Source organism: Aeromonas bivalvium (genome assembly GCF_000819765.1).
In the GTDB taxonomy this organism is placed as follows: domain Bacteria; phylum Pseudomonadota; class Gammaproteobacteria; order Enterobacterales; family Aeromonadaceae; genus Aeromonas; species Aeromonas bivalvium.
In genome coordinates this window covers 21160-45428 of sequence record NZ_CDBT01000045.1, presented here as the reverse complement: position 1 = coordinate 45428, position 24269 = coordinate 21160, and the positions used below count along the sequence as shown (strand labels likewise).

Below are 24269 nucleotides of genomic sequence, written 5' to 3'. Positions count from 1 at the left end.
GTCTCCACTCCAAATCTATAGAGGTTATTTGCGTAAGATAAGTTGCCAGGTTGTATCTGTATATACTTTTTCTTTTTTAATATTTTTAATTTCAAACCAGGATATTGCTTTTTGAATAGATTAACTTCAACTTCAATTTCTTTTTCTTTAGAGATATAAATAATATTTTTAATTGAGCTGGTTATTTTAAGTACACGTCTGACAGCATCAATATTAATGTTAATCGAACCATCAGGATTTTCAATAAACTGCATCTGGGGGGTTGCAAAGATAGGGTTATTATATTCAGAGAACATGTTCTCTATAGCTGAATCTTTCTTTATTAAAGGGCTGCAGATGTAAAATGATATTTTAGAAACATTCCTATGGTGATTATTTATGATTTTTATTATGTCGGATGATATTTGTGATGTAGTGCTGAATATGATCACTTCATCTTGTTCAGTAGACAATAATCTTTTGTAAAACTCACTATCTGAATTTATTTTAAGTTCACTTCCTATTGCATATTCATTGTCATAAATAGGCTCAATTTTCTCTATATCATCATAACCTATCATTTTCAACGAATCCGAGAGTAATAAATATCTATAGACTTGGTTCTTTGATGCATCATGAGCGATTTTTTTAAAATCGCTCACTGATAATTGAGTGGAAATATTGAATGGATCTTTTTCATTTTGTAGGGCAAACATTAGTGCAGCACACTCATAACTTGTAGCGGTTTCAATAAACTTTTTATCCAATCCCTTCTTGTTAAAAAAGCCATTAAAAATTTTTTTTAGATTTTTTTCTAGCTCATTATTGTTTATGTTGCCAGAATTATTTAATTCATTTTTAATGCGCCTTCTCAATTTATATCTTTTAGTGAAATAGAATAGTACATCCGTAATATTATTGTTTAGCATGAGAGGGAGAATAGCGGAGCCAAGTAACCCTAATATTATGTTCTGAAAGTCAACTGGCTTAGATGATACATAAGCCAATAATAAATAAAATGCGAAAATAATCATTGAAAAAATAAGGTTGGCTTTAGTTATTTTCATTTATAACACCATTAGTTTTTATCATATATTTACCTCGCCAAAGAATTTATCCTTATTACATGAACCCATATATTACTATTGTTGTGGCCTTGGTCAAGAGGAAAAGTATGCTATCAATGTTATTATATCCACAGTAACTTGTTAGGAACGCATTTCCTTGTTGATGGAGGATTGCTAGATTTTCTTGCGGCGTTAATTTTTAAAGTGAATCTATAAATGATTTAATATATTTTCTTGATGAGTAAATGACGTTTGTAGGATATGCTTTCATAAGACGCTATCATGTTTTATGAATATGAAGTGCTATTTTATATATATGTGCTTGATATTTTTTGGGCAACTAGCTAGGGAACACATTTGTTAAATAATGTCATAACTCATCTTAATAACCGGTCATCTCCAGATAGCCGACGCCCTTGGCATCCCCCGAGACGGACACCGCCCCCTCCCAGTAGTCAAAGCGTCCCGTCATGGCCTGATTGGGTTGACGCGCCTTAATAACAAGATTCAAATCAGCGGCCTTAAGCTGCCACTCGATGGGGTAGGGCTGTCCCTTGGGGCCGCGCCAGGTCTTGCCCGGGGTGAGGCGGATCTGCTCAGGGTTCAGCACCCGGCTGCTGCCGTCCCGCTCTATCAGGATGCCGTAGCGGTTCTCAGGCTCAGTGCGGCCCGCCTTGGTGCGCAGGCGAAACAGCATCAGCTCGCGGCCATCTTCAAATTGCAGCGAAAACCAGTCCCAGCCTGATTGCCACTCGGCCAATACCGAGCTGCTCCACTCGTGATCAAACCACCCCTCACCGCTGACGGTGCGGGTTTCGCCATCCAGGGTCAAAGTGCCGCTGATGGTCAGGCGCGGGTAGGAGTAGTAGAAGGAGGCGTTGCCGGGGCTCTTCTCGCTGTAACCCGCTTTGCCTTGCAGCACCGCGGGCTTGGCGGCGCTCACCTTCACATCAAGATCCCCGGCCTTGCTCTGCACCTGGAGGGTGGCGGGGAAAAGCGCTTCTCCTTGAGAGGCCAGCACCCACTCTTTCAGCCAATACTGACCGCCGCTGGCACCGGCCAGCCCCGGCCCCTGGCGGCTGGTGCGCTCGTCCTGCTGGTGGCTGCCTTTGCTCACATCCGTGATGGCGAACTGGGCCAGCCAGAGTTGGGGGGTGAGCCAGGGGTTCTCCGATTTGACGTTTTGCTCGATACCTTGCCTGAACAGGGTCCACTGCATGCCGTAATCGCGCCCCTGCTCGTCTTTCAGGTTGCCGGTGAGATACCACCACTCGGAGCGGTAGTCGGGATGGGCGCCGTGATCCGCTGGCAGGTTGATGGACTGGCCCGGCAGGGCCTTCTTGAAGTGCTCGCTGTCGCCGCCAAGGATGGCGCCCAGATCGTTGGCACCGATCCCGGCGCCATACAGGGTGTAGATGAGTGCCAGCGACCAGATGATGGTTTTCATACCACTCTCCTTGCGGCGTACCAGGAGGCGAGCGCGCCACAGACGGGGGCGAGCAGGAGCGCCGTGACGGCGTGCAGGGGGGCGGCCTCGAAGGCCAGCCGCCAACCAAAGGCGCGGGGGTTGACCACCTCGATCAGCACCCAGGCAAGGCCATAGCCCACCGGCAGGGCCAGCAGCGCCGTGAGCAGCCCCAATCCCGCCCCTTGCCACACCAGCAGCCGGCGGCAGTGGCGCGGGCTCAGGCCAAGGCTTTGCAGGGTCTGCAACTCGCCGCGCCGGGCCAGCCCCAGCACCATAAAGGCCGAGCCGATGCCGACGAAGGCGATCCCCAGGATCAGCAACTTCAATAGCTCGGTCACCACGAAGGTCTGGTCGAACACCTTGAGCGCCGCGGCGTGGATGGCGGGGGCGGGCAACAGGTTCACCTGCTCCCCAAACTGGCTCCTGAGCCTGTCGCCAAGGCGCTCGGGATCCGGGCTGAAGAGGGCGAGGGATTGCACCTTGCCCTCTTCGAAGGCGTGCAGTATCTGCCCCTTGTCGCTGCCGTAATCCTGATAGACGCCGGTGACAGTGAAAGCCCTCGGCCCCCCTTCGCTGGTTACCTCGAGGGTTTGGCCCACCCTGACCCCGAGGCGCACAGTGAGCGGCTCGCTCGCCAGCACCTCGTCGGGAGCGGCGGGCCAGCGCCCGGCCAGCAGGGGATAGGCGGCTTTGAGCTCGGGGATAAAGTCCATCTGCGCCCACTCGATGGGCTGCCCCTGCCAGCGGGCGGGGAGCACGGCGCGGCGGGAGGCGGCGCTCACCTCCGGCGCAGCCAGGACGGCGGTCAGGGTCTGCTCGCCCAGGGCGCCCCTGCTGCCAGCCACCCCCTTGGGGGCGGTGACGTAGAGATCGGCGGCCAGGCGCTGGCCGAGCCAGATCTCCACGCTTGAGCGAAAGCTCGACACCATGACCCCGATGCCGATGGCCGCAGCGATGGCCAGTTGCAGCGCCATCACCGCGATGGCGGTGCGATCCAGGTGATAGAGGGTTTCTGCCACCCCGAGCCGGGCGGTGAGGGGGCCGCGTGCACGCAGTCGCCCCAGCAAGGAGCGAAGGGCATCGGGCAGCAGGAGGGCCATGGCGAGCAGCCAGCCCCCGGCCACGAAGAGGGCGCCGCCAAGGCCGGTGGAGGGCTGCCACAGACACAGGGCGCACAGCAGCAGAATGGCGATGGCAAGCCCCCGGCGTTGCCAGGGGTGAGCCGGCGGGCGACTGTTGCCCTCTCGCAGCGCAAGGGGGGATTGGCGCAGCAGTTGCCACCAGCCGGGCAGGTTGGCGGCAAGCGTGCCCAGAAGGCCAAGCACCAGCGCCTTGCCAAGGCTCGCGGGGGAGAGGCGCAGCAGGTCGATGGGGTTGGGGCCATAAAGGTCGGCCAGCGCCTGGGTGAGCTGTCCCATCAGGGCCAGCGCCAGCAGGCTCCCCAGCAGCAGCCCGAGCAAGGTACCGAGGGTGGCGAGGAGAGCGAGCTCCAGCATGAGCCAGCCAAGCACCCGGCGCGGCGCCATGCCGAGGATGATGAGCTGGGCGAGCAGGGGGCGGCGCACGCTCTGCACGAAGCGCTGGGCGTTGAACACCAAAAACAATCCCACCGCCATGGCGAGCAGGGAGAGGGCGGTGAGGTTCAGCGCCAGGGCATCCCCGAGCTGGCTGGCATCGAGGGCCGGGCTGATGGGCTCAAGCCAGAGGGGCTGATGGGGGGCATAGGATTGCAGGGCTGCCTGCAGCGCCTGCGCCTGTGTCTCGCTTGCCTTGAAGACGATGCGATCCAGTCTGCCTGCCTTGCCAAGCAGGGATTGAGCTAGGCCTATGTCGGTCACCAGCAGCCGCTCCATGGGGACGGCGCCGGGCTCGAAGGTGCCTGCGAGGGTGAGGGTGAGGGGGCGCTTGGCTTCATCCCCCAGCACAAAGGTCCGCGACTGGCCCGGTTGCCAGTCAAGGCGCCTGGCCTCGGGGGCGGCCAGCCAGACGCTGTCTTCGCGGGTGAGGGAAAAATCAGGCCCGTTATCGGCGGTGGCACCAAACAGCCGGCGAAGGGGGCCTGGGTTGAAGAGATCCATCCCCAGCAGCTGGAAGCTGCGCCCCTGCTCGTCCTTGAGCCAGGCGTGCAGCTCTGGCATGGCGTTGAGATCCGGCTGGCTTCGAGCCAGCCTCACATAGATCTGCTCATCCAGGCCGCCCTGGGGGGCCAGCCGGTAGTTGGCCTCCCCGGCGAGCTGGCTGCGGGCGGCGACGAAGTTGGTGCGGGCGCTGTGGTTGAGAAGCTCGATGGCCACCACCAGGGTGACCCCGAGGGTGAGCCCGGCCAGGCTCATCAAGAGCAGCCAGGGGTGGGTGCGATAGAGGCGCAGCAGCGCCTTGAGCGGCAGCATCAATGGCCTTCGTGGCAGAGGTCAGCCATGGCGGCGCCCCTTGCGCTCGACCAGCTGCCCCCCTTCCAGGCGCAGCACCCGATCCGCCAGGTCGCCATAGCCCGGGTTGTGGCTCACCAGCAAGAGGCCGGCGCCGGTATCGCGCACCGCCGCCATCATCAGGGCCATCACCTGCTCGGCGTTGTGCTCGTCCAGACTCCCGGTGGGCTCGTCAGCCAGCAGCCACCTGGGTCTGTGCATGAGGGCGCGGGCCAGGGCCACCCGCTGGCGCTGGCCGCCGGAGAGCTGCTCCGGCCAGGCGTGGCGCTTGTGGCTCATGCCAAGGCGCGCGAGCAGGGCATCGAGGCGCCCATCGTCCTGGGGCAGTCGGTTTATCTGAAGGGGCAGGGCGAGGTTCTCGGCCACCGTCAGGGTCGGCAACAGGTTGAAGTCCTGATAGACGATGCCAAAATGCCGGCCCCGCAGCCGGGCCCGCTCGTCTGCCGGCAGGGTGTCAAGGCGGGTCTCTCCCAGCCAGATCTCCCCCTCGTCCGGGGCGATGAGACCTGCGATGAGGTTGAGCAGGGTGGACTTGCCACAGCCGCTTTGCCCCAGCAGCAGGCAGGTTTCCCCCGGGGTGAGGGTGAGATCCAGCCCCTCAAACAGGGGGAGCGTCTCGCCGCCGTTGGCGAAGCGTTTACTGAGGTTGCGCAGGCTTAGCATGGAATAACCGTTTGATGGTCAATGGCTTTCACAATGTCCGTCACTATGCCAGTTAGTGATCGCGCCTGCAAAAGGGATGGGGATCCTGGCTGGATCCCGCTCGCCAGTGGTGGTTAGAATAGGGCCTTCCATGGGTCACAGGATGAGCAAGGATGTTACACAAGCAAGTCAGTTTTATCGTCGACAGCAAGGGCGCCAAGCAGGCTGCCGTGGTCCCCATCGATATCTACAACGAGCTGATGACCCTGCAAAAGGCCCTCTCCGACACCAAGCCGGGGGAGCGGGAGCTCTATCACTTCGGTGGCAAGGGGGCAGAGGCCCACGGTTATCCGGTGGGCAAGCGGCAGAATCCCGGCTTCATGGTGCTGGCGGGATCCACCGCCAACGGCGAGGATGCGGCCTCGTTGCGCGAGGCGGTGATCGAGCTGCGTCAGGAGCTGCTGGCCAAGGGGGTGCTGACCCCTCGCGCCGAAGGGGGCTTCGTGTTCAGCGCCGATCAGCTGTTCAACAGCCCTAGCCTGGCCGCGAGCCTGGTGGCGGGCAACAACCGCAGTGGCCTCGACGCCTGGCATAACAAGGCGGGCCACACCCTCAAGCAGTCCGGATTTGGCAAGAAATAACCCGGCTCTTCGCCCCGACGGGGGCGCGCTGGCGTGCCGGGCGCAAGCCCGGACCTGTTTTCTGGCAAGAAATGCCGAAAAGCTTGATATAGATACAATTTATTTTTGTATCAGCTGCTAGCATCGATGCCAGACGCTTCTCAAAGGAAGAGCATGTATGTCTGGAACCTTACGCCTTGCCGCCCTGCTTGGGCTCACCTTCTTCTCCTCCACCAGCTTCGCCAGTAGCGGCAGCATCCCCCTGACCGGTGCCGGGGTCGGCTGGTTTGCCCTTGGCATCTTCGTCTTCGCCTATGCCCTGGTGATGGCCGAAGAGTATCTGCAACTGCGCAAATCCAAGCCCGTGCTGATCGCGGCGGGCATCATATGGATACTGATTGGCATCGTCTATGCGGATCAGGGACTCAGCACCCTGGCCCATGACGCGTTTCGCCACAACCTGCTGGAATACGCCGAGTTGATGCTGTTCCTGCTGGTGGCCATGACCTATATCAACGCCATGGAGGACAGGCTGCTGTTCGATGCCCTGCGCGCCTGGCTGGTGCGATCGGGCTTTGGCCTGCGCACCCTGTTCTGGCTCACCGGGCTGCTGGCCTTCTTCATCTCCCCGGTGGCGGACAACCTCACCACGGCGCTGTTGATGTGCGCCGTGGTGCTCAAGGTGGCCAACGGGGATCGCCGCTTCGTCAATCTGGCCTGCATCAACATAGTGGTGGCGGCCAACGCCGGCGGCGCCTTCAGCCCCTTCGGCGACATCACCACCCTGATGGTGTGGCAGGCGGGCAAGGTGCAGTTTGGCCAGTTCCTGGTGCTCTTCGTTCCCTCCCTGCTCAACTTCCTGGTGCCCGCCACCCTGATGAGCCTGATGGTGCCGCGCCGTGCCCCCAATGCCCTGAATGAGGTGGTGGAACTCAAGCGCGGGGCCCGCACCATAGTGCTGCTCTTCATCCTCACCATAGGAACCGCGGTGGCCTGCCACAACTTCCTGCACCTGCCCCCCGTGCTCGGCATGATGATGGGGCTGGGTTACCTGCAATTTTTCGGCTTCTACCTGCGAAAGACCTTGCCACGATCCCTGGCCCGCAAGCGCGCCCTCTACGAGCGCAACGGCGACCATGCGCGCCTGCAGCGCATGGGCTCCATAGTGCCGTTCGATGTGTTCAACAAGGTGGCCAAGGCGGAGTGGGACACACTGCTCTTCTTCTATGGGGTGGTGATGTGCGTCGGCGGTCTGGGCTTTATGGGGTATCTGGAGCTGGCGTCCCACTTCCTCTATGACGGCGGCGATCCGACCCTGGCCAACGTCGCCATCGGCGTGCTCTCCGCCGTGGTCGACAACATACCTGTGATGTTCGCCGTGCTGTCGATGAACCCGGATATGGCCCTGGGCCAGTGGCTGCTGGTGACCCTGACCGCCGGGGTGGGGGGCAGTCTGCTCTCCATCGGCTCCGCCGCCGGGGTGGCCCTGATGGGACAGGCTCATGGCATGTATACCTTCTTCGGCCACCTCAAGTGGTTGCCCGCCATCCTGCTGGGCTATATGGTCAGCATAGGGGCGCATTTGTGGCTCAACAGCGCCCTGTTCTGAGCACAATGGCAATCGTCAAGGAAGGATAGATGGGACAACTGTTCGAGGCGCTCTCACCGCGCCATGTGGCCTTCATCGAGGCGCAGAAGATCTATTTTGTCGGCACGGCGGCTGCGGAGGGATCGGTCAACCTCTCCCCCAAGGGCGGGGATTCCCTGCGGATCCTGGGCCCCAATACCCTGGCCTGGCTCAACCTGACCGGCAGCGGCAACGAATCCGCCGCCCATGTGCTGCAACACCCGCGCATGACGGTGATGTTCTGCGCCTTCGAGGGCGCGTCCCTGATCCTGCGTGCCTATGGCCGGGCCAGGGTGCTGCACCAGGGTGACCCCGAGTGGCCGTCCCTACTGGCACTGTTCCCCCCAAGCGTCGCGGCCCGGCAACTCTTTTTGCTGGAAATAGACAAGGTGCAGGCCTCCTGCGGCATGTCGGTGCCCCTGTTTGACTATCAGGGGGACAGGGAGGATCTCGCCAACTGGTCGATCCGCCAGGGGCGGGAGGGGATAGAGGCCTACTGGCGCAAGAAGAACCAGCGAAGCCTGGATGGGCTGGAGAGCGAGATCCTGGCTCGAAGCGGCTTGCAGGCCGATGACTGAGGCCTGTGCCTCGATGCAAAAAGCCCTGTCCATGGACAGGGCTTTCTCTTTGATGGGCACGGGGATCAGGCGGCGCGCTTGCCGGTGAGCAGCCAGTAGCAGAGGGTCGAGCCCAGGCCGCACCCTGCGATGGCGAGGGCCATGGGCAGCGGCGATTCCGGGGGATTGAGATTGACCAGCACCCCTACCAGGGCGCCGAGGCCAAAGCGAAGGGTGCCCGCCAGCGCCGAGGCGGTGCCCGCCGCCTGGGGGAAGTGGCCGAGCAGCCCCGTCATGGCGTTGGCCCCCACCAGGCTGATGTGACCGACGAAGAGCACCACAGGGATGACGATGCCCCACAGGCCCCCGGTCTGGCTCCAGGCGTTGTAGATGAGCAGCAGGCCTGCCAGGGGCAGTACTGTCAGGCCGTACTGCAACATGCGCTCGGCGCCCACCCCCTTCACCAGACGGCTGTTGACGAAGGTGACCACCATCATCAGCAGGATATTGAGGCCAAACAGCCAGCCGTAATGCTCGGTCGGCACCTTGAAATACTCGATATAGACATAAGGAGAGGCGCTCAGGAAGGCGAACATGCCCGAGCTCGACAGGGAGCCGCACAGCACATAACCCATGGCGCCGCGATGGGAGAGCACGCCCCAGTAGTTGCGCAGGATCTGCCCCAGGCGCAGGGGCTGGCGCAGTTCGGGCTTGAGGGTCTCTTGTATCTTCCACTGCATCACCAGGCAGATGAGCAGGCTGATGGCCACCAGCAGCCAGAAGATCACCCGCCAGTCGCTGTGGGCGCTGATGTAGCCCCCCACCACCGGGGCCACCAGGGGGGCCAGCGTCATCACCAGGATGACGAAGGACATGGCCCGGGAAAACGCATCCTTCTCGAACAGGTCGCGCAGCAGGGCATTGACCACCACGGATCCCGCCGCGCCCCCTGCGGCCTGCAACATGCGCCAGGCCAGCAGCTCCGGCAGGGAGTCGGCCATGGCGCAGCCCACGGAGGCCACGGCAAACATCACCAGACCCGCCAGGATCACCGGCTTTCTGCCAAAGCTGTCGGCGAGCGGCCCGTAGAACAGCTGGCCGAGGGCAAAGCCGCCGAGGAAGGCGCTGATGGTGAGCTGGGCACCGTCGATGCTGGTGGCCAGATCCCGTGCTATGGCCGGGATGGCGGGCAGATACATGTCCACCGCGAGCGGCGTGAGACCGGCGAGGGCGCCGAGCAGGATAAACAGAAAGCGCGGCGAGAGGGGCGTTTGAGGCATAGGGTGTCCGAGTCGTGGGCAAGGCCGGGTTAAGGGGCAGGTGCTGAGTCTATCAGGTTTGGCGGGCGCGATCAGGTGCATCCTGCCCGGGGGCTCTTTGCCGAGTGGGGCGCCAGATCAGCCAGAGCCAGGCAAGCCAGCCGAGCAGGGAGAGAGTATTGCCTGCGCGCTCCGGCCAGCGCGCCGCCAGGGTCAGGGTGAGGCTGTGCTGGCCGGCAGGCACCCAGAGTTGCAGCAGGCCATGGTCGTTGGCGCTTACCGTCAGGGGCAGGGCGTCGTCCAGGCTGGCCTGCCAGCCGGGGTAGTCATATTGGTGCAAGATGAGCTTGGCGGGCTGGGGCGCCGTGACCACCAGCGCCAGTTGCCTGGGTTGCCAGCGCACCAGGGTCCAGCTTACCCCGGGTTGCTCCGTGGTGATGGGGGCCTGAAACGCCCCCTGCCAGGCGAGCTGGCTCGGGCTGAAGGCGCCCCTTGGGGTCTGCTGGGGACGGTACTCCCGGGCGCTGCGCTTGCCGGCAAACAAGGCATCGACCTGGCGCAGATCCGGCGCCTGGGTGAGGGGGGCGTGGCGTACATAGACGAGGGAAGAGGCCAGGGTCAGGGCGAGCAGGCCCCACCAGAGCCAGCGCCAGGGCCCGGGGGAGGGGGGCACCTGGGCCACCAGGGCCACGGTCGCCAGGAGCAGGATCAGGTTGAGCCGCCAGGGGAATTGCACCAGTTGCAGGGGAGGCAGCAGGGTCCAGAGGGGCTGGCTTGGGGGCAGCATCATCAGGCAGGCACCCAGGCCAATGGCGCCCCAGCAGGAGATCTCCGCCTGGCTGCGGCCTCTGGCACTGCCCCAGGCCACCAGCAGCAGGGCCAGGGTCAGCAGGGTGAACCAGCCCAGGTGGCCGCGAAAGCGCCAGTCATCCAGCCCCTGGGGCAGACGGTCGAGGAAGTTGCGGCGAAAGTCGAACATGCCGCTGCGCATCAGCTCCATGGAGATGGCATCCTGATCCGCCAGGGCGGGCAGCAGCAGGGCGCCCGCCATGCAAAGCCCCAGCCCCTGGGCCCCCAGGGCAAGCCAGCAGGGGGCCAGGGAGCGGGCGAGCCAGGCGAACCAGAGGGCGCGCACGCTGACCAGCCCCATCACCAGCAGCAGGCTGGGGAGGTGGGAGAAGGCCAACAGCGCCAGCCCCAAGATCAGCAGGGGCAACCCCTGGCGTTGGCCGCGATGGGCGAGATCCTGACCAAGCAGGATCAGCGGCGCCCAGGCGAAGGCCCAGAACTCCGCCAGGGCGAAACGGGCGTAGAGATCCATGGTGACGTGATAGGGCAGGACCAGATAGAGCAGGCTGGCAGCCAGGGCTCGCCCGGGCCCGCTTGCCCTGCGCAGCCACAGATAGGCGAACGCGCCCGAGAGCAGCAGCGCCAGGGTGGCGCTGCCGAGCAGGGGGGAGATGGCGTGGCGGGCGGGGGCCTCAGGGCCGGCAAACAGGGCACTGACGTAATAGGGGAGCGGGGGATAGAAGAAGAAGGTGGGGCTGCCAAAGCCGCCATTCATGGCCATCAGCCAGCGGGGATAGAGCTCCCCCTGCCACAGCTGGCGGCCGAAATAGTGGCCCGAGAGCAGGTGGTGAAACAGATCGTGCCCCTGGCTGCCCCCCTGCAGCCAGAGCGGCAGCACCAACAGGGCGCAGGCCTGCGTCAGCACCAGGGGCACCAGTACCCACTCCTTGTCTGCCTTCATTCATCCTCTCCCTGCCACCTTCATCGGCAGTGAGTGTAGCCGAACCCTGTGACACCATGACGCGTTTGGGTCAGGTCGTCGGGGCAGGGATCAGCGGGGGATGGCGAGCCAGAGGCCGGGTTCGGCGCCAAAGCGGGGGGCAAACCAGTGCCCCTGGTGGGGGAGCGGCATCTCGCTCTGCGCTATGGGGCGGCGGCTGAGGCGGCAGGCCCCCTGGGTGAGCGCAAGGGCGGCATCCCCCTGATACCAGCCATCCGTCACCGGCAGGGTCGTGGTTTCCCTAAGCAGCCTCACTCCCCACTGGGTCACCAGGGCCGGGCACGCCTGCTCGGCCAGCCGGGCGGCCTGCACCATGGCGGGCGGCGCTGGCGCTGTGAGTGTGGTGCAGAGCAGCAACAGGGCTCCCAGCATGGCAGGGCGCTCGCCCCATTGGGGCAGCCTGCCTGCCAGCAGCACGATACCGAGCAGGGTGATGGGGGCCAGATGGCGGGGATTGTCCGGATTCTGGCCAAACAGGGTCCAGAGCAGCAGGGCGAGCCAGTAGAGGGACCAGAGCGGGGAGAGGGCGGCTGCTTGGTCTTTTGATCTTGGCCAGAGCGGCAGCAGGAGCAAGGCCCCCATCGGCAAGGGCCAGAGCGGGGTGAGCTGCTCATTGAAGGTGCGCGCCCAGCTCAGCAGTCGATCCCCGTGGGTCGCAGCCGTGTTGCCCCAGAGGGTGAAGTGGCCGTCGGTAAAGCGCCGCCCCTCGGCAAAATAGGCCCAGCCATCTGCCTGCCAGACAAACAGCAGGCTGATAAGCCCCACCAGCACGATGGGGAGCACAAACCTGACGCGCGTGCCCTGCTGCGCCAGCCCGAGCCACAGGGGCAGCAGCGCCAGCACAAAATAGGAGGGGCGCAGTGCCAGCATAAGGCCCAGCAGCAGACCCGCCAGCGCAATTCTGCGCTGCTGCAAGGCCAGCAGCGACCCGAGCCAGGCGGCGAGCGCTGGCCCGTCCGAGAGGCTGGAGAGCGCCAGGCTCGGGGTGAGCGGCAGGGCCAATACCAGCAGCCAGACCGGCGCCAGCAGGCTTGGCCGTTGCCCTGTTCTCACCGCCAGCCAGGCGGCGAGGGGCGCCAGCAAGCTGCTACCCAAGAGACTTGCCCACTGCACAGCGCGGGCCGGATCGTCTACCGCGAGGTTGATAAGCCGCGCCAGCCAGATAAAGGCGGGGTAGCCCGGAAAGTGGGGGGAGAACTCCAGCACGCTGAAGCGCGTTACCCCGTGGGCAAAGTTGAGGGCATCGTCGGAATCGAGGGCCACCGGGAAGGCCAGCAACCAGCAAAGCCACACCCCTTGCAGCAGGATCAGCAAGCAGGGTCGATTGGCGAAGCGTAATCGGCCCTGGTGACGCCCCCCTTCTCCCCTTGCGGGAGAAGGGCTGGGGATGAGGGGGGCCGTCGTCATCGATGGGAGCTAATCAAAGTGCGTAGGGTGGGTAGCGCGCAGCGAAACCCACCGCTTGTCACGGTGAGGTGGCGAAATGATGGGCTGGCGGCCATCAAAGCGGTGCCAGCACGGCCATCAGCACTTTTTCGGCATCGCTAAAGGCCGCGGCATCGGCGGGCTTGGCGCCCACGCCGAACACCCCCGGGTTGCCGATGGCGTCCAGCCCCCTGGCCAGCGCCTGATCGGCGGCCTTGCGATCCCCTTCATTGAGTGATGGAAGGATCAAATCGAGGAAGCGCTTGCTCTTGACCACCAGCACCTTGGCGCTCTGGTAGTCGCCAAGGTTCTGAGCCGCCCCTTCCAGGCGGCGCTCGATCTCCGCCTTGTAGGCGCGGTTGAGCAGGGCAGCGGTGGCTGCCGCGTCTTTGGCCTTGATGGCGGCGGCCAGGGGCGCTTGCAGTTCGACCTTGTGGTGCTGTTCCAGATAGGTCAGCTCGTCGGCAATCTCGCTCAAGGTGGCGCTGGCATCTTGGCCGTCAGTGGCGGCGCCCAGCAGCGCCTCGCGGGCGTCGATCAGCGGCTCCTTGCCGGCGGCGGCGTAGGAGTAAGCCTGCGCTTGTTCGCTGAGGGTCAGTCCGCTGAGGGCCAGCAGCAGGGTGAGGGCAAATAAACCCGGGCGTATGGTCATCCTCTTCTCTCCTTGTTTGTTTATGGCGCGGCACTCAGGCCACGCTCTGGGTCTCGATGACGGTATTTTCGTTGCGATGGTTATAGATGGCGTGGCGTCTGTCCACCCCGTCGATCACCATGTCGGCGGCCATCATCCCCATCTCCATGGCGGTGTCGGTGAAGATGTAGCGGAATGTCCCCTGACGGCCGGTCATGATGAGGTTGGCTATCGGCATCAGCGCCTGGATGGCGTCGTTGCGGCGGGCCTGATAGCCCAAATCCATCAGCGGATAGGCGTACTCGCTGCGCGCTTCAAATGTTTCATCGCCAAGCTTGGCGGTATCCACGCCGAGGCTCGCGAGATCCTCTGTCACCCGGCCGCGCAGATCGATGAGCGGCGCCTGCCAGGTGGCATCCCCCGGGTTGCAGGGGATCTCCAGCATCACCGAGCTCTGGCCTTCGGGCGCCATAAAGGGGCTGCGCCGGCGCGGCTCCTGCAGACGGGTGGCCAGAATATGGGGGTCGGAGAGGTACTGCCAGGTGTTGTCCGACAGGTTCTCCTGTTTGAGGGGCATATTGACGAAACGCAGGGATCGGTAGTGCAGATCGCACGGCAAGCCCAGATGCTGGCAGGTGAGCGGCAGCGGCAGGGTGGAGATCACCTGATCAAATTGCTCGCTCTGCTCAACGTTATCTTGTGACCAATAGACCCGATCGATGCGGCCATCAGCCTGCTCGAGGCGGGTGATGGTGGCGCCGGTCTTGAGCTCAACCCCTTCGGCCACCAGCCGCTCCCCCAGGGTGGTGAAGATCTGGCCGAAGCCGTACTTGGGGTAGCGGTACTTGCGGGCATAGGTGCGCACCGACAGGCTGCCGTTGCGTCTTGGTAGCAGGCGGCGCGCCACGTCTTTCAAATCGATGAGACTGATGCGCTGGCCAGCCCAGTCGGCGGAGAGTTTGTCCGGGTTGATGCCCCACAGCTTGGCCGTGTAGCCCTCGAAGAACTGGCGATAGAGGGTGCGGCCGAAGTGGCTCTGGATCCACTCGGCAAAACTCGCCTTGGCAAAATCGGTGGGCTTCTTGGCAAAGGGCAACAGCAGCAAGTCTTTCACCGCGCCGGCCATCAGGGCGAGCGGCGCCGTCTTGAGCAAGTTGGGCAGGTTCAGGGGGTAGTCATAGGTGCGCCCGCCAAAGCGGATCACGCTCTTTCGCATCGCGTGGAGCAGATCGTCCCCCATCAGCTCGTCGATAAAGGCGAGCAGCTCGGGGTTCTTGGTGATGAAGCGGTGACCGCCGTAGTCGAAGCGATACTCGCCATCGCGCCCCTTGAAGGTCTGGGTGGCGCACATGCCGCCGACGACCGGCTCCTGTTCGAACAGGGTGACTGCAAAACCGGCCTGGCACAGGCGCCAGGCGGCCATCAGACCGGCGGGGCCGGCACCCAGTACCGCAATCTTCTTCTTGTTGTTGTCGCTCATGAGTGTTCCGACACTGCTTGATAGATAAGGGCGCCGCGCCAGGGCGCGGCCCCCGAATGGGGTTGCAACCGAGGCGGCTTTATCCCTGCGCCCGAGGGCGATAGCTGCGATGCCAGAGGGTGACGAAGATGGCCAGATAGGCGGCCCAGGTCAGCAGCTGCAGGCCGGCCGGCGAGGCGTTGTAGCCAAACAGGGCGCGCAGGAAGGTGCCGAAGACCCCCTGATCGTCGAGGATGTGGCTGATGTTGAACACGGGCGTCGTCCAGAAGGTGATGATGTCCGCCGCCTGCAACATGTTGACGGCGGACGACAGCAGCCCCGCGGCGATGATGATGATGAGCAGCCCGGTCCAGCGGAAGAAGGGGGCCAGTGCCACCTTGCGGGTGGAGCGCAGCAGCCCCCACACCAGCACCACGGAGACCAGTAGCCCCGCCAGCGCCCCCATCAGTCCCTGGTGCAGATCCACCCCTTGCCCTGAGTAGACCAGGGCGGAGAAGAAGAGCACGGTTTCAAAGCCTTCGCGCATCACCGCCAGGAAGGCGAGCAGCACCAGACCGAACAGGTTGCCGCCATCGATGGCGGCATCGATGCGCGCCGTCATGGCCCCCACCTGGGACTTGGCCTGCTTCTGCATCCAGATCGCCATGTAGGTGAGCACCAGGGTGGCGAAGATGAGGATCCCCGCCATCAGGAGGTGGTTGTAGCGCTCGCTCTCGAACTGGCTCACCACCACCTGGAACAGGAAGGCGACAATGAGGGAGGCGACGAGGCCCAGCCCCACCCCCAGATAGATGAGCTTGTTGTAGCGGCTTGCCCCCAGCTTGGCGAGGTAGGAGAGGCAGATGCCCACCAGCAGGAAGGCTTCCAGCCCCTCGCGCAGGGTAATGAGAAAACTTGCAAACATCAGGTTTGAGGCTCCGTGTCGGGCGTAACGGGGAGGGGCTGCAGGGTGAGTTGCAGCCGATTGAGTTGCACTATGGGTGGCGCCGGCAAGCTTGGCTCGGCGGCGCGCACCGCATCACTGACCCACTTGGGGTAGGTGCGGAAATTGAGTCTGATATCGGCCTTGAAGGGCCCCTTGGCATCTGCGGGCAGCGGCCAGGCTTCATCGCGCCAGCCATCGGCCGGAATGCGGGTATCTTCCAGCAGTTTGGCGTAGCGCCAGAACTTGAGCCCCACCGGCTTGCCCTCGGCATCGCCGAACACCTTTCTGAACAGGCGCGCATCCTCGGGCACGGCGCCGTCCACTGGCTGGCCGCTGGCAAGCACCCGCTTGCCGCTGGCGTCGGTGACGGTCAGCTCCAGCCAGAGTTCACGGAAATCGGCAACCCCGGTGGGCAGGGCGTGGCCCGCACCTGTATTGGCGACCCGCACCACCAGTTGCTGATTATCGGCAGCCCCTTCGATACGGGCAGAGAGGGTGGCGCTGGAGCGCAGCAGCGCCAGGCTCTCCTGCTCAAGCGCGGGATTGCGCAGCCCCACCAGCTGGTGCTGGGCGCCGGTGAAGTTGTGGCGATAGAGCCGCGCCTTCATGGTGCCGTTCTCGGTGGACTGGCCCGCCACCGGTGCGCCGCCATTGCCGGGCTCCGGGTTCATATGGCAGTCGATACAGGTGCGCCGCCTGGCGGGATCCTCGGCGTTCGCGAAGCTGGAGCTTTCCCACTCGTCCCAGGTGTTGACGATGTTGGCGCCTGTGCCCGGGGCAAACTCGTTGTGGCAGGACTTGCACAGGGCCGCGTCCCGGTAGAAATCCTTCTGGTAGGAGGCCTTGTGCATGGCGGGGCGGGCATTGATCTGCCGCTCGGCCAGCCAGTGGCGGACGCTGCCACCCGGGGCATCCTCGAACACATAGCTCTCGCGGTCTTTCAAATTGACCGTAAAGGCGCTGTTGCCGCCGGCGTCTTCCACTTTAGTGATGCGATGGCAGAGCACGCAGCCGGTCCCTTCTTCCACCACGGGCTCGCCCGCCTGGTGGGCGGCAATGAGCGAGGCGCCGCCCTGCTCGAACATGTGAGAGCCCTTGGGCAGATCCTGCTGGCCGGTCAGCACCTGTTGGGGCATGTGGCAGCCCTGACACCACTGGCCGAAGGCTTCCCCTTCGGTTTCGCGGGCAAGCGCCTGCACCACCTTGTAGTAGGGGTGGGAGTTGCCCATCAGCCTGTGGTTGCTCTCGCTCCAGTCCGCAAACGCCTGTTGGTGGCAGTTCTGGCAGGAGGCGGAGTTGAGCCACTCTTTCGGGTGGGTGGTCGGCGCCTTGGCGGGATCCTTGCGCGGGGCATCGAGCCTGAGCCAGTTGGCGAGATAGGGGAGGTTGCCATCGGCGGTGACGAAGGCGTGCAGGTCTTCCATCATCGCCTTCACTTCCGGCTGGGGCCTCTCGGGATCCACAGGCTCGGCCCCATCCCGGGTGTCATGGCCCATGCCGCCCTGGGTCTGCTGGGTCATGCGCAGGTACTCGCCGACGAAGTCCCCCGCCACCATGTTGGCGAGGTTGGCGTGGCCGTTGATGGCGTTGTCGCCGCTCTGCTGGCGATGGGCCGCCATCAGATGGCGGTTGGTGAAGTTGAACCCGTCCAGATGGCAGGAGTTGCAGCTCATCCAGTTGTCCCCCGCCATGGGGAAGCGGCTGTTGGCGGCGGTATTACCCAGGTTGAACAGCCGCTCGCCGCGCTTGAGCGCTTCGGGGCGGGGATCCGTCTCCACCAGTTTGGCGAAGTGGGGCACATCCACGGTCACACGGGCGAAGGGGCCATTGCCCCCTGAGCTGAGGCGGGTGAGATCCTGCCCCATGACGTTGTGGACCAGGATGTGGTCGCCGTCTACAAACAAGTCCCTCGGATTCTGGCCCGGCAGGTGACGTAAGAGCTGGGTCGCCTTGGCGCCCCCCTGAAACTTCTTGCGTCTGTGACGGTTGCTGTTGGATTTGCCGCTGCGCGACAGGTCGAACACCAGCAAGTCCTCGGAACCCGCCAGGGTCAGGTAGACCCGCTTGCCATCGGCGGCGAAGCGCGCCGCGAACGGGTTGGAGACGATCTGGCTGCGGTTGCCGACGCTGGGGAGATTGATCTGCAAGAAGAGCTGCTTTCTTTCATCGACCCGCTCCTTCTCTTCATCGAGATCTATGATGGAGACCGCCGGGAAGACGGTGCTCTGGAACTGGAAGGGGTGACCGAAGCTCCACAGCACGTGGGGCAGCCAGGCTTCGCTGCCATCGGGGGAGAGGGTGATGCCATCCAGCAGGCGCGGCAGCCCCTGGGAGTCGCTCGGCGTGTCGCTGTGGGTTTCCGCCAGGGTGATGAGCTTGGGCTTGGGCAGAGTAGCTCCCTTAGCGTCCTTCTCAAGCTTGGCGAGATCATAGATGGCAAGCTGGCCGGTCATGGCGTGGGTGAGCAGCAGGCGATCGTCGCCCGTCAGGGCCAGCCCGCGGGGGGTCTCGGCAGTCTCTGCATCCAGCTGGAGCTTGCCCGCGCTGTCGTAGGCCTGAAGGCGGCCCCCCTCGAACAGCGTGACCCAGAACCACTGCCGCTTGGGATCGAAGATGACGCCATAGGGTCTATGACCGGTGGGGATCTCCTTGCCTAGGTCGAGATCATCATCCAAGAGCAGCAACCGATCGCCGCTGTAATCGGTGACCAGCAGGGTGCCGTCATCGGCGCGGGCCAGCTGGCGCAGATCCCCCCCCAGTTGCACCTCTTTCAGCCGTTTGCCGCTGCCCCGTTCAAGCAGGGTGACGGAGCCGGCGCCCTGGTTGGCCACCAGCAGACGAGGAGTGTCGCCCTCGTCATAGGGGATCATGGCCGCGCCCATCTCCTGGGCCGAGGCGGTCCCCAGCAGCAGGGCGGCGAACATCAGGGATAACAACCACTTCAACATAAGATCAGGTGCGCCATTTCAAGATGGTCCAGCGCCAGGCGTGGCGCAGCACCAGGGGCGTCAACGCTAGCGCGCTCAGCCAGTGGGCCCAGCTGGCGAGGTTGCCGAGGCTATCCCCCGGGGTGCCGTGCAGCACCAGCAGCAGGCCGCTGGCGAGACAAACCAGCAGCAGGGCTTCGATGATGCGGCCCGTGGTGCGCAGAAAAGGTCTGCGGCTCTTGTTCAGCAGGCTGCGATGGGAGAGCCAGAAGGCGCCAAACAACAGGGGAAACAGGGAGAGGGAGAGCATCACATGGAGAAACAGGTTCCAGCGTGCCAGGGACCAGACCGGGGTCAGTGGCTCCCACAGCAGCAGGCCGGAGAAGAACATCAGGTAGAGGGAGCCCTCGGCGGCCTGATGGTGATAGGCCAGCCATTGCCAGAGGTGTCGCGGTGAGAGGGAAAGGCTTGTCATAGGTGCTCCAGCACCCGGGCAGTTCAGCCCGGGGCGAGCAAGTTTACAATGGGGTAAGGGTAATGAAAAGAGTTATCAATTCGGTCGTTGATGAATAGATCCTGAATGAAATCAGGACCGGGTCACTTGTGATCCGCCAGCCGCTCCGTGATGGCGTAAATGAGGGCGGCGGTGGAGAAGGCGAGAAACACGATCACAGACCACTTCATTTCTATCTCGTTGCCGGTGCCATCTTCCAGGAAGGCCTTGAGCACCTCGATCCCGGCTATGGTGACCAGGGAGTTGATGACGATGAGCTTCAAGGAGGCGAAGTTGATCTTGCTGAGCCAGTTGTCCCCCAGGGCCGCCCGCTGCTCCGGGGTCTTGATGAACTGCACATAGCCGCAGATGGCCACCAGGATCAGCATCTGGGCCACCAGCACGAAGTCCACCAGGGTGAGCACTCCTGTGATGAGATCCAGATAGTCGATCTTGATGATGTCGCGGCACAGCACATAGAGCTGCATGGCGAACTTCACCATCAGGAGGGCGACGCAGACAAGGATGCAGACATAGAAGGGGAACATCATCAACCGGCTGCCGTTGAGCATGACGTTGAAGCGGCGCATGGGGACTCCATCGAGAGGGAAGCGAATGGCAGCCAGAATATCTGGAAAGAGGGGGGCGGGAAAGCGCCATGGCGCTTCCCCGCCCGCTCAGAATGGGAAGGGGGGGAGATCTCGAAACAGCCGCTGCAACCCCTCGCCCCAGGCCTTGCGTAGGGCCAGGAAGTGGGGGTTCTGCTCCGTGATGCGGTGCAGGTTCTCCGCCGAGAAGCTCCCTTCGGGATAGACCAGGGCATCCAGGGGCAAGCCCACCGAGAGGTTGCTGCGCAGGGTCGAGTCGATGGAGATGAGGGCGCACTGCAGGGCGGTCTGAAGCGGCGTCTCGTACTGGATGATGCGATCTATGATGGGCTTGCCGTACTTGCTTTCACCAATCTGGAAGTAGGGGGTGTCGGCGCTCGCCTCGATGAAGTTGCCCTCCGGATAGATGTGGAACAGGCGGTGGCGCTCCCCCCGGATCTGCCCCCCCAGCAGTATGTTGCAGCCGAAGTTGACATGCCCCTGCTGCTGGCCCCCATCCCGGCTGATGACGGTGCGTATGGTCTGGCCGATGAGGGCCGCGACCTCGTAGAGGCTGGGGAGGGCAAGCAGCTCCTGCCCTTCCGCCAGCAGGCTGATGACGCTCTGGGTGGTGGCCAGATTGCCGGCGCTTTGCAGCACGAGCACCCTGTCCTCCCGGGTGAAGAGGTGCAATTTGCGGAAGGTGGCGATGTGATCCACCCCCGCATTGGTGCGCGAGTCTGAGGCGAAGACGATGCCATCTTGCAGGCACATGGCGACGCAATAGGTCATGGCCGCCCTCCCGCCAGCGCTTTTTGGACCCTCATTGCTGCTGCCCATCCAGGCGGGTGACCTGCGCCTGGCTCTGCAACTGCTCGCAGCCGCCGCCGTAGCGCACCCCGCGCACCGGGCAGGCATCCAGATAATCCATGCCGACCGCGAGCTTGAGGTGCTCGCTGGCGGAGCAGGTGAGGTTGGTCACATCGAAGGTGTGCCAGCGCCCCTCGATCCACACCTCGGCCCAGGCGTGCATCGCCACGTGACTGCTGTCCTGGCTGTAGAGGTAACCGCTCACGTACCGCGCTGGCAGACCGGCATGGCGACAGCAGGCCAGGAAGACATGGGTGTGGTCCTGGCAGACGCCGCTGCCCGAGGCGAGGGCCTCGTCGGCGCTGAAGGTGGCGTCCGTGCTGCCGGGCTGATAGGGCATCAGCGCCAGGATGCGTGCCATCAGCCCCTGCAGGTCGGCCTGGGTGGGCTCGGAGGGCAGGCACTCCTGCGCCAGGGCGCGCAGGGCCTCGCTTGGGCAGGTGAGGGCGGTGGGCCTCAGGTAGCTCAGGGGGGAGATGAGGGAGTGCTCCTCATCGTCCTGGGCGTCGTCGCGGATCTCCACCTCCCCGTGGGCGCGGATGAGGATCCCCTCGTGGGGGGACTCCAGGCTCAGCACGTGCAGTATGTTGCCGTAACCGTCCGTGGTGCAGGTGGCCTCCCCCGGCAGCTCCAGCTGCCAGGAGAGGATCTGCTGGCGGGCCGTGCTGTGGGGAGTCAGGCGCAGGTACTGGGTGCTGCGGCGCACCACGTCGGCATAGTGGTAGCGGGTCTGGTGATCGATGATGAGTCTCATAATACCTCCAGGTAGGCGGCGTGGATGCTCTGGCCGATGGCGCCGATGTCGCCGAGGAAGTCCCTCAGGTACGCCTGCATGCCGAGGGCGAACACATCCTCGATGGTGCCATAGGTCAGATGGGCGTTGAGTATGGTGGTGAGGCGCCGGGGCGCCTGGCCGGCGTTCCCCTCGATCTGGGCCAGGATGTGCTCCATCTCGTCGAGGCAGGCGCGCAGGGAGCGCGGCACTTCGTTGCGCAGGATCAGCAGCTCGGCGATGGAGGCGTGGGAGAGGGTCTTGTAGAGGGTCTGGTGCGCCTCGTAGGCCCCCACCGAGCGCAGCAGGGCGTTCCAGCGGTAGAACTCGCGCACGCTGTCCTCGTCCTCCCGGATCACCTGATACTTCACGGTCAGGATGCGCGCCGTGTTGTCTGCCCGCTCGATGAAGGTGCCAAGACGCAGGAACCAGAGCACGTCCCCGCGCATCATGGTGCCATAGGTGGCGCCGCGAAACTGATGGGATCGCTCCTTGATCCAGTCGAAGAACTCCTGGGCCTGGCCGCTGGAGAGCCCCGCCTTGCGGCGCCTGCGGATCTCTATCCAGGCGGCGTTGATGCTCTCCCACACCTCTCCCGGGATCTTGCCGCGCACCCCGTGGGCGTTGTCCCTGGCCATGCGCAGGCAGCTGAAGATGCTGCTCGGGTTCTCCTCGTCGAAGCAGAAAAATTGCAGCAGGTTCTCCATGTTCACCTGGCCGTAGCGAGCCAGGAAGGGCTCGTGGGTGCCGCTGATGGTGAGGGGCGCCACCAGCTCGCTGTGATCGGCGTCGATGGAGGGCATCAGCGACATGGTCTGGGTGACGTCCAGCATGCGGGCCGTGTTCTCCGCCCGCTCCAGGTGGCGGGACATCCAGTAGAGTTCACTTGCGGTGCGGCTCAGCATGGGTTGCCCTCCATGACCCAGGTGTCCTTGGTGCCGCCACCCTGGGAGGAGTTGACCACCAGGGAGCCTTCGGTGAGGGCGACCCGGGTCAGGCCGCCCGGTACCAGGCGCAGCTCCTGCCCCGTGAGAACGAAGGGGCGCAGATCGATATGGCGGGGGGCGATGCCCGCCTCGACGAAGGTGGGGCAGGTGGACAGAGAGAGCGTCGGCTGGGCGATGTAGTTGTCGGGCCTGGCCTTGAGCAGCTCGCGAAAACGGGCCAGCTCCTCGCGACTGGCGCAGGGGCCGATCAGCATGCCGTAGCCGCCGGCGCCATGGACCTCCTTGACCACCAGCTCCTCCAGGTGCGCCAGCACATAGGCCAGGGCATCGGGTTCCCGGCACTGCCAGGTGGGGACGTTGTTGAGGATGGGCTCCTCTCCCAGATAGAAGCGGATCATCTCCGGCACATAGGGGTAGATGGACTTGTCATCCGCCACCCCGGTGCCGATGGCATTGGCCAGCACCACGCCGCCGGCGCGGTAGACAGAGAGCAGGCCGGGTACGCCGATGAGGGAGTCCGGGTTGAAGGCCAGGGGATCCAGGTAGTCGTCGTCGATGCGGCGATAGATGACATCCACCCTTTTCAGCCCAGTGGTGGTGCGCATCAGCACCTGACCATCCTTGACCACCAGATCCGCGCTCTCCACCAGCTCCACCCCCATCTGCTGGGCGAGGAAGCTGTGCTCGAAGTAGGCGCTGTTGAAGCGGCCCGGGGTCATCACCACCACGCAGGGGTTGTCCACCGGGCTGCTCTCGCGCAGGGTCTGCAGCAAGAGCGCCGGGTAGCGCTCCACCGGCGCTATGGGCTGGTTGTGAAACAGCTCAGGGAAGAGGCGCATCATCATCTTGCGGTTCTCCAGCATGTAGGAGACCCCGGAGGGGGTGCGCAGGTTGTCCTCCAGCACGTAGTAGTCGCCGTCGCTGTTGCGGATGATGTCGACCCCTGTGATGTGGACATAGGTATTGCGGTGCAGGTCCACACCCTGCATGCAGGGCTGGTACTGGGCGTTGGTGAGGATCTGGGCGGCCGGGATCACCCCCGCCTTCAGGATGCGCTGATCGTGATAGATGTCGTGCAGAAAGGCATTGAGGGCGGTGACGCGCTGGCGGATCCCCTTGTCCAGATGCTGCCACTCCCGGGCGGGAATGATGCGGGGAATGCTGTCGAACGGGATGAGACGCTCGGCGCCGTCCCCGTCCCCATAGACGTTGAAGGTGATGCCGACCCGGTGAAACAGCAGATCGGCCTCCTCACGCTTGCGCTCTATGCTCTTCTCGTCGGTCTGGTGCAGCCACGCCAGGTAGGCGTGGTAGTGATCGCGAAACTGGTTGTCGGCGAGCAACATCTCGTCGTAACAACCGGGTCCGGGCGGCTTGATGGGTAGCATAGGCAACTCCTTGTGACGTCCCTGATATCAGGAATTGCAAGGGCTGTGCCAGTCAACTGAGTCGCTATCAAGGCCAACATCAGTAATTTTTTATCGAAAAATCATATGGATGACTTTTATGTCATCAAGGGCCAAGGCAAGGCGCACCAGACTGGTACCCCAGAGAGGGTAAGCCTGCGCCATCTTGTGGCGATGGGCCATGGCGGCAAGGGGCGAGCACAGCGGGAGACTGGTGGGGGAGGCGAGCGCCCTTGCCCTGCGCTGGGGCAGTAGAAACGAAAAAGCCCAGTTCGAAAACTGGGCTTCAAATGTGGCTCCCTCGACAGGACTTGAACCTGTGACATACGGATTAACAGTCCGCCGTTCTACCGACTGAACTACGAGGGA

General features: G+C 63.0%; 20 protein-coding genes and 1 tRNA gene. 3 read left to right on the top strand and 18 right to left on the bottom strand.

Going from position 1 to position 24269, the window contains the following annotated elements; translation table 11 throughout:
* From BN1119_RS20500 to BN1119_RS13415, 4 genes are all read right to left on the bottom strand, one after another.
* Nucleotides 1-1046 (bottom strand): hypothetical protein (locus BN1119_RS20500; RefSeq protein ID WP_167335477.1); only part of this gene is annotated, 1046 nt, incomplete at its 3' end.
* Between the two features lie 382 nt (nucleotides 1047-1428).
* Nucleotides 1429-2493, bottom strand: a complete 1065-nt coding sequence (locus tag BN1119_RS13425; RefSeq protein ID WP_041998791.1) for a lipocalin-like domain-containing protein — start codon at nucleotides 2491-2493, stop codon at nucleotides 1429-1431.
* Nucleotides 2490-4904 (bottom strand): ABC transporter permease, encoded by a 2415-nt coding sequence (locus BN1119_RS13420; protein WP_041998787.1) that lies wholly within the window; start codon nucleotides 4902-4904, stop codon nucleotides 2490-2492. The genes BN1119_RS13425 and BN1119_RS13420 overlap by 4 nt, the downstream gene beginning before the upstream one ends.
* Nucleotides 4905-4925: 21 nt before the next feature.
* Entirely contained in the window at nucleotides 4926-5606 is a 681-nt protein-coding gene (locus tag BN1119_RS13415) for an ABC transporter ATP-binding protein (protein ID WP_041998784.1), read from the bottom strand.
* Nucleotides 5607-5758: 152 nt separating this feature from the next.
* Between BN1119_RS13415 and BN1119_RS13410 the strand changes: the two genes are divergently transcribed.
* The 3 genes from BN1119_RS13410 to BN1119_RS13400 all read left to right on the top strand — a co-directional run bounded on the left by BN1119_RS13410 (nucleotide 5759) and on the right by BN1119_RS13400 (nucleotide 8410).
* A complete protein-coding gene (locus BN1119_RS13410; protein WP_041998781.1) occupies nucleotides 5759-6226 on the top strand; it encodes a DUF4357 domain-containing protein in 468 nt (155 codons plus the stop codon).
* Nucleotides 6227-6383: 157 nt separating this feature from the next.
* The gene (gene nhaD / locus BN1119_RS13405) at nucleotides 6384-7814 is read left to right on the top strand and encodes a sodium:proton antiporter NhaD (RefSeq protein WP_041998778.1); all 1431 of its coding nucleotides are present in this window, start codon (nucleotides 6384-6386) and stop codon (nucleotides 7812-7814) included.
* 29 nt (nucleotides 7815-7843) lie between these two features.
* Nucleotides 7844-8410, top strand: a complete 567-nt coding sequence (locus BN1119_RS13400) for a pyridoxamine 5'-phosphate oxidase family protein (RefSeq protein WP_041998776.1) — start codon at nucleotides 7844-7846, stop codon at nucleotides 8408-8410.
* A 65-nt stretch (nucleotides 8411-8475) separates the two neighbouring features.
* Here the strand turns inward: BN1119_RS13400 and BN1119_RS13395 are convergent, their stop codons facing one another.
* From BN1119_RS13395 to BN1119_RS13330, 14 genes are all read right to left on the bottom strand, one after another.
* A complete protein-coding gene (locus tag BN1119_RS13395; protein ID WP_041998774.1) occupies nucleotides 8476-9669 on the bottom strand; it encodes a Bcr/CflA family multidrug efflux MFS transporter in 1194 nt (397 codons plus the stop codon).
* Between the two features lie 52 nt (nucleotides 9670-9721).
* The gene (locus BN1119_RS13390) at nucleotides 9722-11398 is read right to left on the bottom strand and encodes a hypothetical protein (protein WP_041998771.1); all 1677 of its coding nucleotides are present in this window, start codon (nucleotides 11396-11398) and stop codon (nucleotides 9722-9724) included.
* 90 nt (nucleotides 11399-11488) lie between these two features.
* Nucleotides 11489-12751: a hypothetical protein gene (locus BN1119_RS13385; RefSeq protein WP_041998768.1), complete on the bottom strand. Its 1263-nt coding sequence runs from the start codon at nucleotides 12749-12751 to the stop codon at nucleotides 11489-11491.
* Nucleotides 12752-12938: 187 nt separating this feature from the next.
* Nucleotides 12939-13514 (bottom strand): hypothetical protein, encoded by a 576-nt coding sequence (locus BN1119_RS13380; protein WP_041998765.1) that lies wholly within the window; start codon nucleotides 13512-13514, stop codon nucleotides 12939-12941.
* A gap of 34 nt (nucleotides 13515-13548) precedes the next feature.
* Complete coding sequence (locus tag BN1119_RS13375; protein ID WP_041998762.1) at nucleotides 13549-14973, bottom strand: FAD-dependent oxidoreductase; 1425 nt, start codon at nucleotides 14971-14973, stop codon at nucleotides 13549-13551.
* Between the two features lie 79 nt (nucleotides 14974-15052).
* Nucleotides 15053-15877, bottom strand: coding sequence for an FTR1 family iron permease (locus BN1119_RS13370; RefSeq protein ID WP_041998759.1), 825 nt, complete (start codon nucleotides 15875-15877; stop codon nucleotides 15053-15055).
* A complete protein-coding gene (locus BN1119_RS13365) occupies nucleotides 15877-18846 on the bottom strand; it encodes a YncE family protein (protein ID WP_041998755.1) in 2970 nt (989 codons plus the stop codon). The genes BN1119_RS13370 and BN1119_RS13365 overlap by 1 nt, the downstream gene beginning before the upstream one ends.
* A gap of 4 nt (nucleotides 18847-18850) precedes the next feature.
* Nucleotides 18851-19300, bottom strand: coding sequence for a hypothetical protein (locus BN1119_RS13360; protein WP_041998753.1), 450 nt, complete (start codon nucleotides 19298-19300; stop codon nucleotides 18851-18853).
* A 122-nt stretch (nucleotides 19301-19422) separates the two neighbouring features.
* A complete protein-coding gene (locus tag BN1119_RS13355; protein ID WP_041998750.1) occupies nucleotides 19423-19908 on the bottom strand; it encodes a YqhA family protein in 486 nt (161 codons plus the stop codon).
* 87 nt (nucleotides 19909-19995) lie between these two features.
* The gene (locus tag BN1119_RS13350; RefSeq protein WP_041998747.1) at nucleotides 19996-20697 is read right to left on the bottom strand and encodes a proteasome-type protease; all 702 of its coding nucleotides are present in this window, start codon (nucleotides 20695-20697) and stop codon (nucleotides 19996-19998) included.
* 31 nt (nucleotides 20698-20728) lie between these two features.
* Nucleotides 20729-21529 carry a transglutaminase family protein gene (locus BN1119_RS13345; RefSeq protein WP_041998743.1) on the bottom strand — a complete coding sequence of 267 codons (801 nt, stop codon included), beginning with the start codon at nucleotides 21527-21529 and terminating at the stop codon, nucleotides 20729-20731.
* Entirely contained in the window at nucleotides 21526-22452 is a 927-nt protein-coding gene (locus tag BN1119_RS13340) for an alpha-E domain-containing protein (RefSeq protein WP_041998740.1), read from the bottom strand. The genes BN1119_RS13345 and BN1119_RS13340 overlap by 4 nt, the downstream gene beginning before the upstream one ends.
* Nucleotides 22446-23882, bottom strand: a complete 1437-nt coding sequence (locus tag BN1119_RS13335) for a circularly permuted type 2 ATP-grasp protein (RefSeq protein ID WP_041998737.1) — start codon at nucleotides 23880-23882, stop codon at nucleotides 22446-22448. The genes BN1119_RS13340 and BN1119_RS13335 overlap by 7 nt, the downstream gene beginning before the upstream one ends.
* Before the next feature lie 311 nt (nucleotides 23883-24193).
* Nucleotides 24194-24269: transfer RNA gene (locus BN1119_RS13330), tRNA-Asn, on the bottom strand.

Excerpts from the sequence above, each read along its gene's own strand:
- BN1119_RS13335 (WP_041998737.1), bottom strand. The coding sequence starts at position 23,882 with ATGCTACCCATCAAGCCGCCCGGACCCGGTTGTTACGACGAGATGTTG.
- BN1119_RS13345 (WP_041998743.1), bottom strand. The coding sequence starts at position 21,529 with ATGAGACTCATCATCGATCACCAGACCCGCTACCACTATGCCGACGTG.
- BN1119_RS13415 (WP_041998784.1), bottom strand. The coding sequence starts at position 5,606 with ATGCTAAGCCTGCGCAACCTCAGTAAACGCTTCGCCAACGGCGGCGAG.
- BN1119_RS13350 (WP_041998747.1), bottom strand. The coding sequence starts at position 20,697 with ATGACCTATTGCGTCGCCATGTGCCTGCAAGATGGCATCGTCTTCGCC.
- BN1119_RS13400 (WP_041998776.1), top strand. The coding sequence starts at position 7,844 with ATGGGACAACTGTTCGAGGCGCTCTCACCGCGCCATGTGGCCTTCATC.
- BN1119_RS13390 (WP_041998771.1), bottom strand. The coding sequence starts at position 11,398 with ATGAAGGCAGACAAGGAGTGGGTACTGGTGCCCCTGGTGCTGACGCAG.
- BN1119_RS13380 (WP_041998765.1), bottom strand. The coding sequence starts at position 13,514 with ATGACCATACGCCCGGGTTTATTTGCCCTCACCCTGCTGCTGGCCCTC.
- BN1119_RS13410 (WP_041998781.1), top strand. The coding sequence starts at position 5,759 with ATGTTACACAAGCAAGTCAGTTTTATCGTCGACAGCAAGGGCGCCAAG.
- BN1119_RS13425 (WP_041998791.1), bottom strand. The coding sequence starts at position 2,493 with ATGAAAACCATCATCTGGTCGCTGGCACTCATCTACACCCTGTATGGC.
- BN1119_RS13340 (WP_041998740.1), bottom strand. The coding sequence starts at position 22,452 with ATGCTGAGCCGCACCGCAAGTGAACTCTACTGGATGTCCCGCCACCTG.
- BN1119_RS13370 (WP_041998759.1), bottom strand. The coding sequence starts at position 15,877 with ATGTTTGCAAGTTTTCTCATTACCCTGCGCGAGGGGCTGGAAGCCTTC.
- nhaD (WP_041998778.1), top strand. The coding sequence starts at position 6,384 with ATGTCTGGAACCTTACGCCTTGCCGCCCTGCTTGGGCTCACCTTCTTC.
- BN1119_RS13375 (WP_041998762.1), bottom strand. The coding sequence starts at position 14,973 with ATGAGCGACAACAACAAGAAGAAGATTGCGGTACTGGGTGCCGGCCCC.
- BN1119_RS13420 (WP_041998787.1), bottom strand. The coding sequence starts at position 4,904 with ATGCTGCCGCTCAAGGCGCTGCTGCGCCTCTATCGCACCCACCCCTGG.
- BN1119_RS13360 (WP_041998753.1), bottom strand. The coding sequence starts at position 19,300 with ATGACAAGCCTTTCCCTCTCACCGCGACACCTCTGGCAATGGCTGGCC.
- BN1119_RS13395 (WP_041998774.1), bottom strand. The coding sequence starts at position 9,669 with ATGCCTCAAACGCCCCTCTCGCCGCGCTTTCTGTTTATCCTGCTCGGC.
- BN1119_RS13365 (WP_041998755.1), bottom strand. The coding sequence starts at position 18,846 with ATGTTGAAGTGGTTGTTATCCCTGATGTTCGCCGCCCTGCTGCTGGGG.
- BN1119_RS13355 (WP_041998750.1), bottom strand. The coding sequence starts at position 19,908 with ATGCGCCGCTTCAACGTCATGCTCAACGGCAGCCGGTTGATGATGTTC.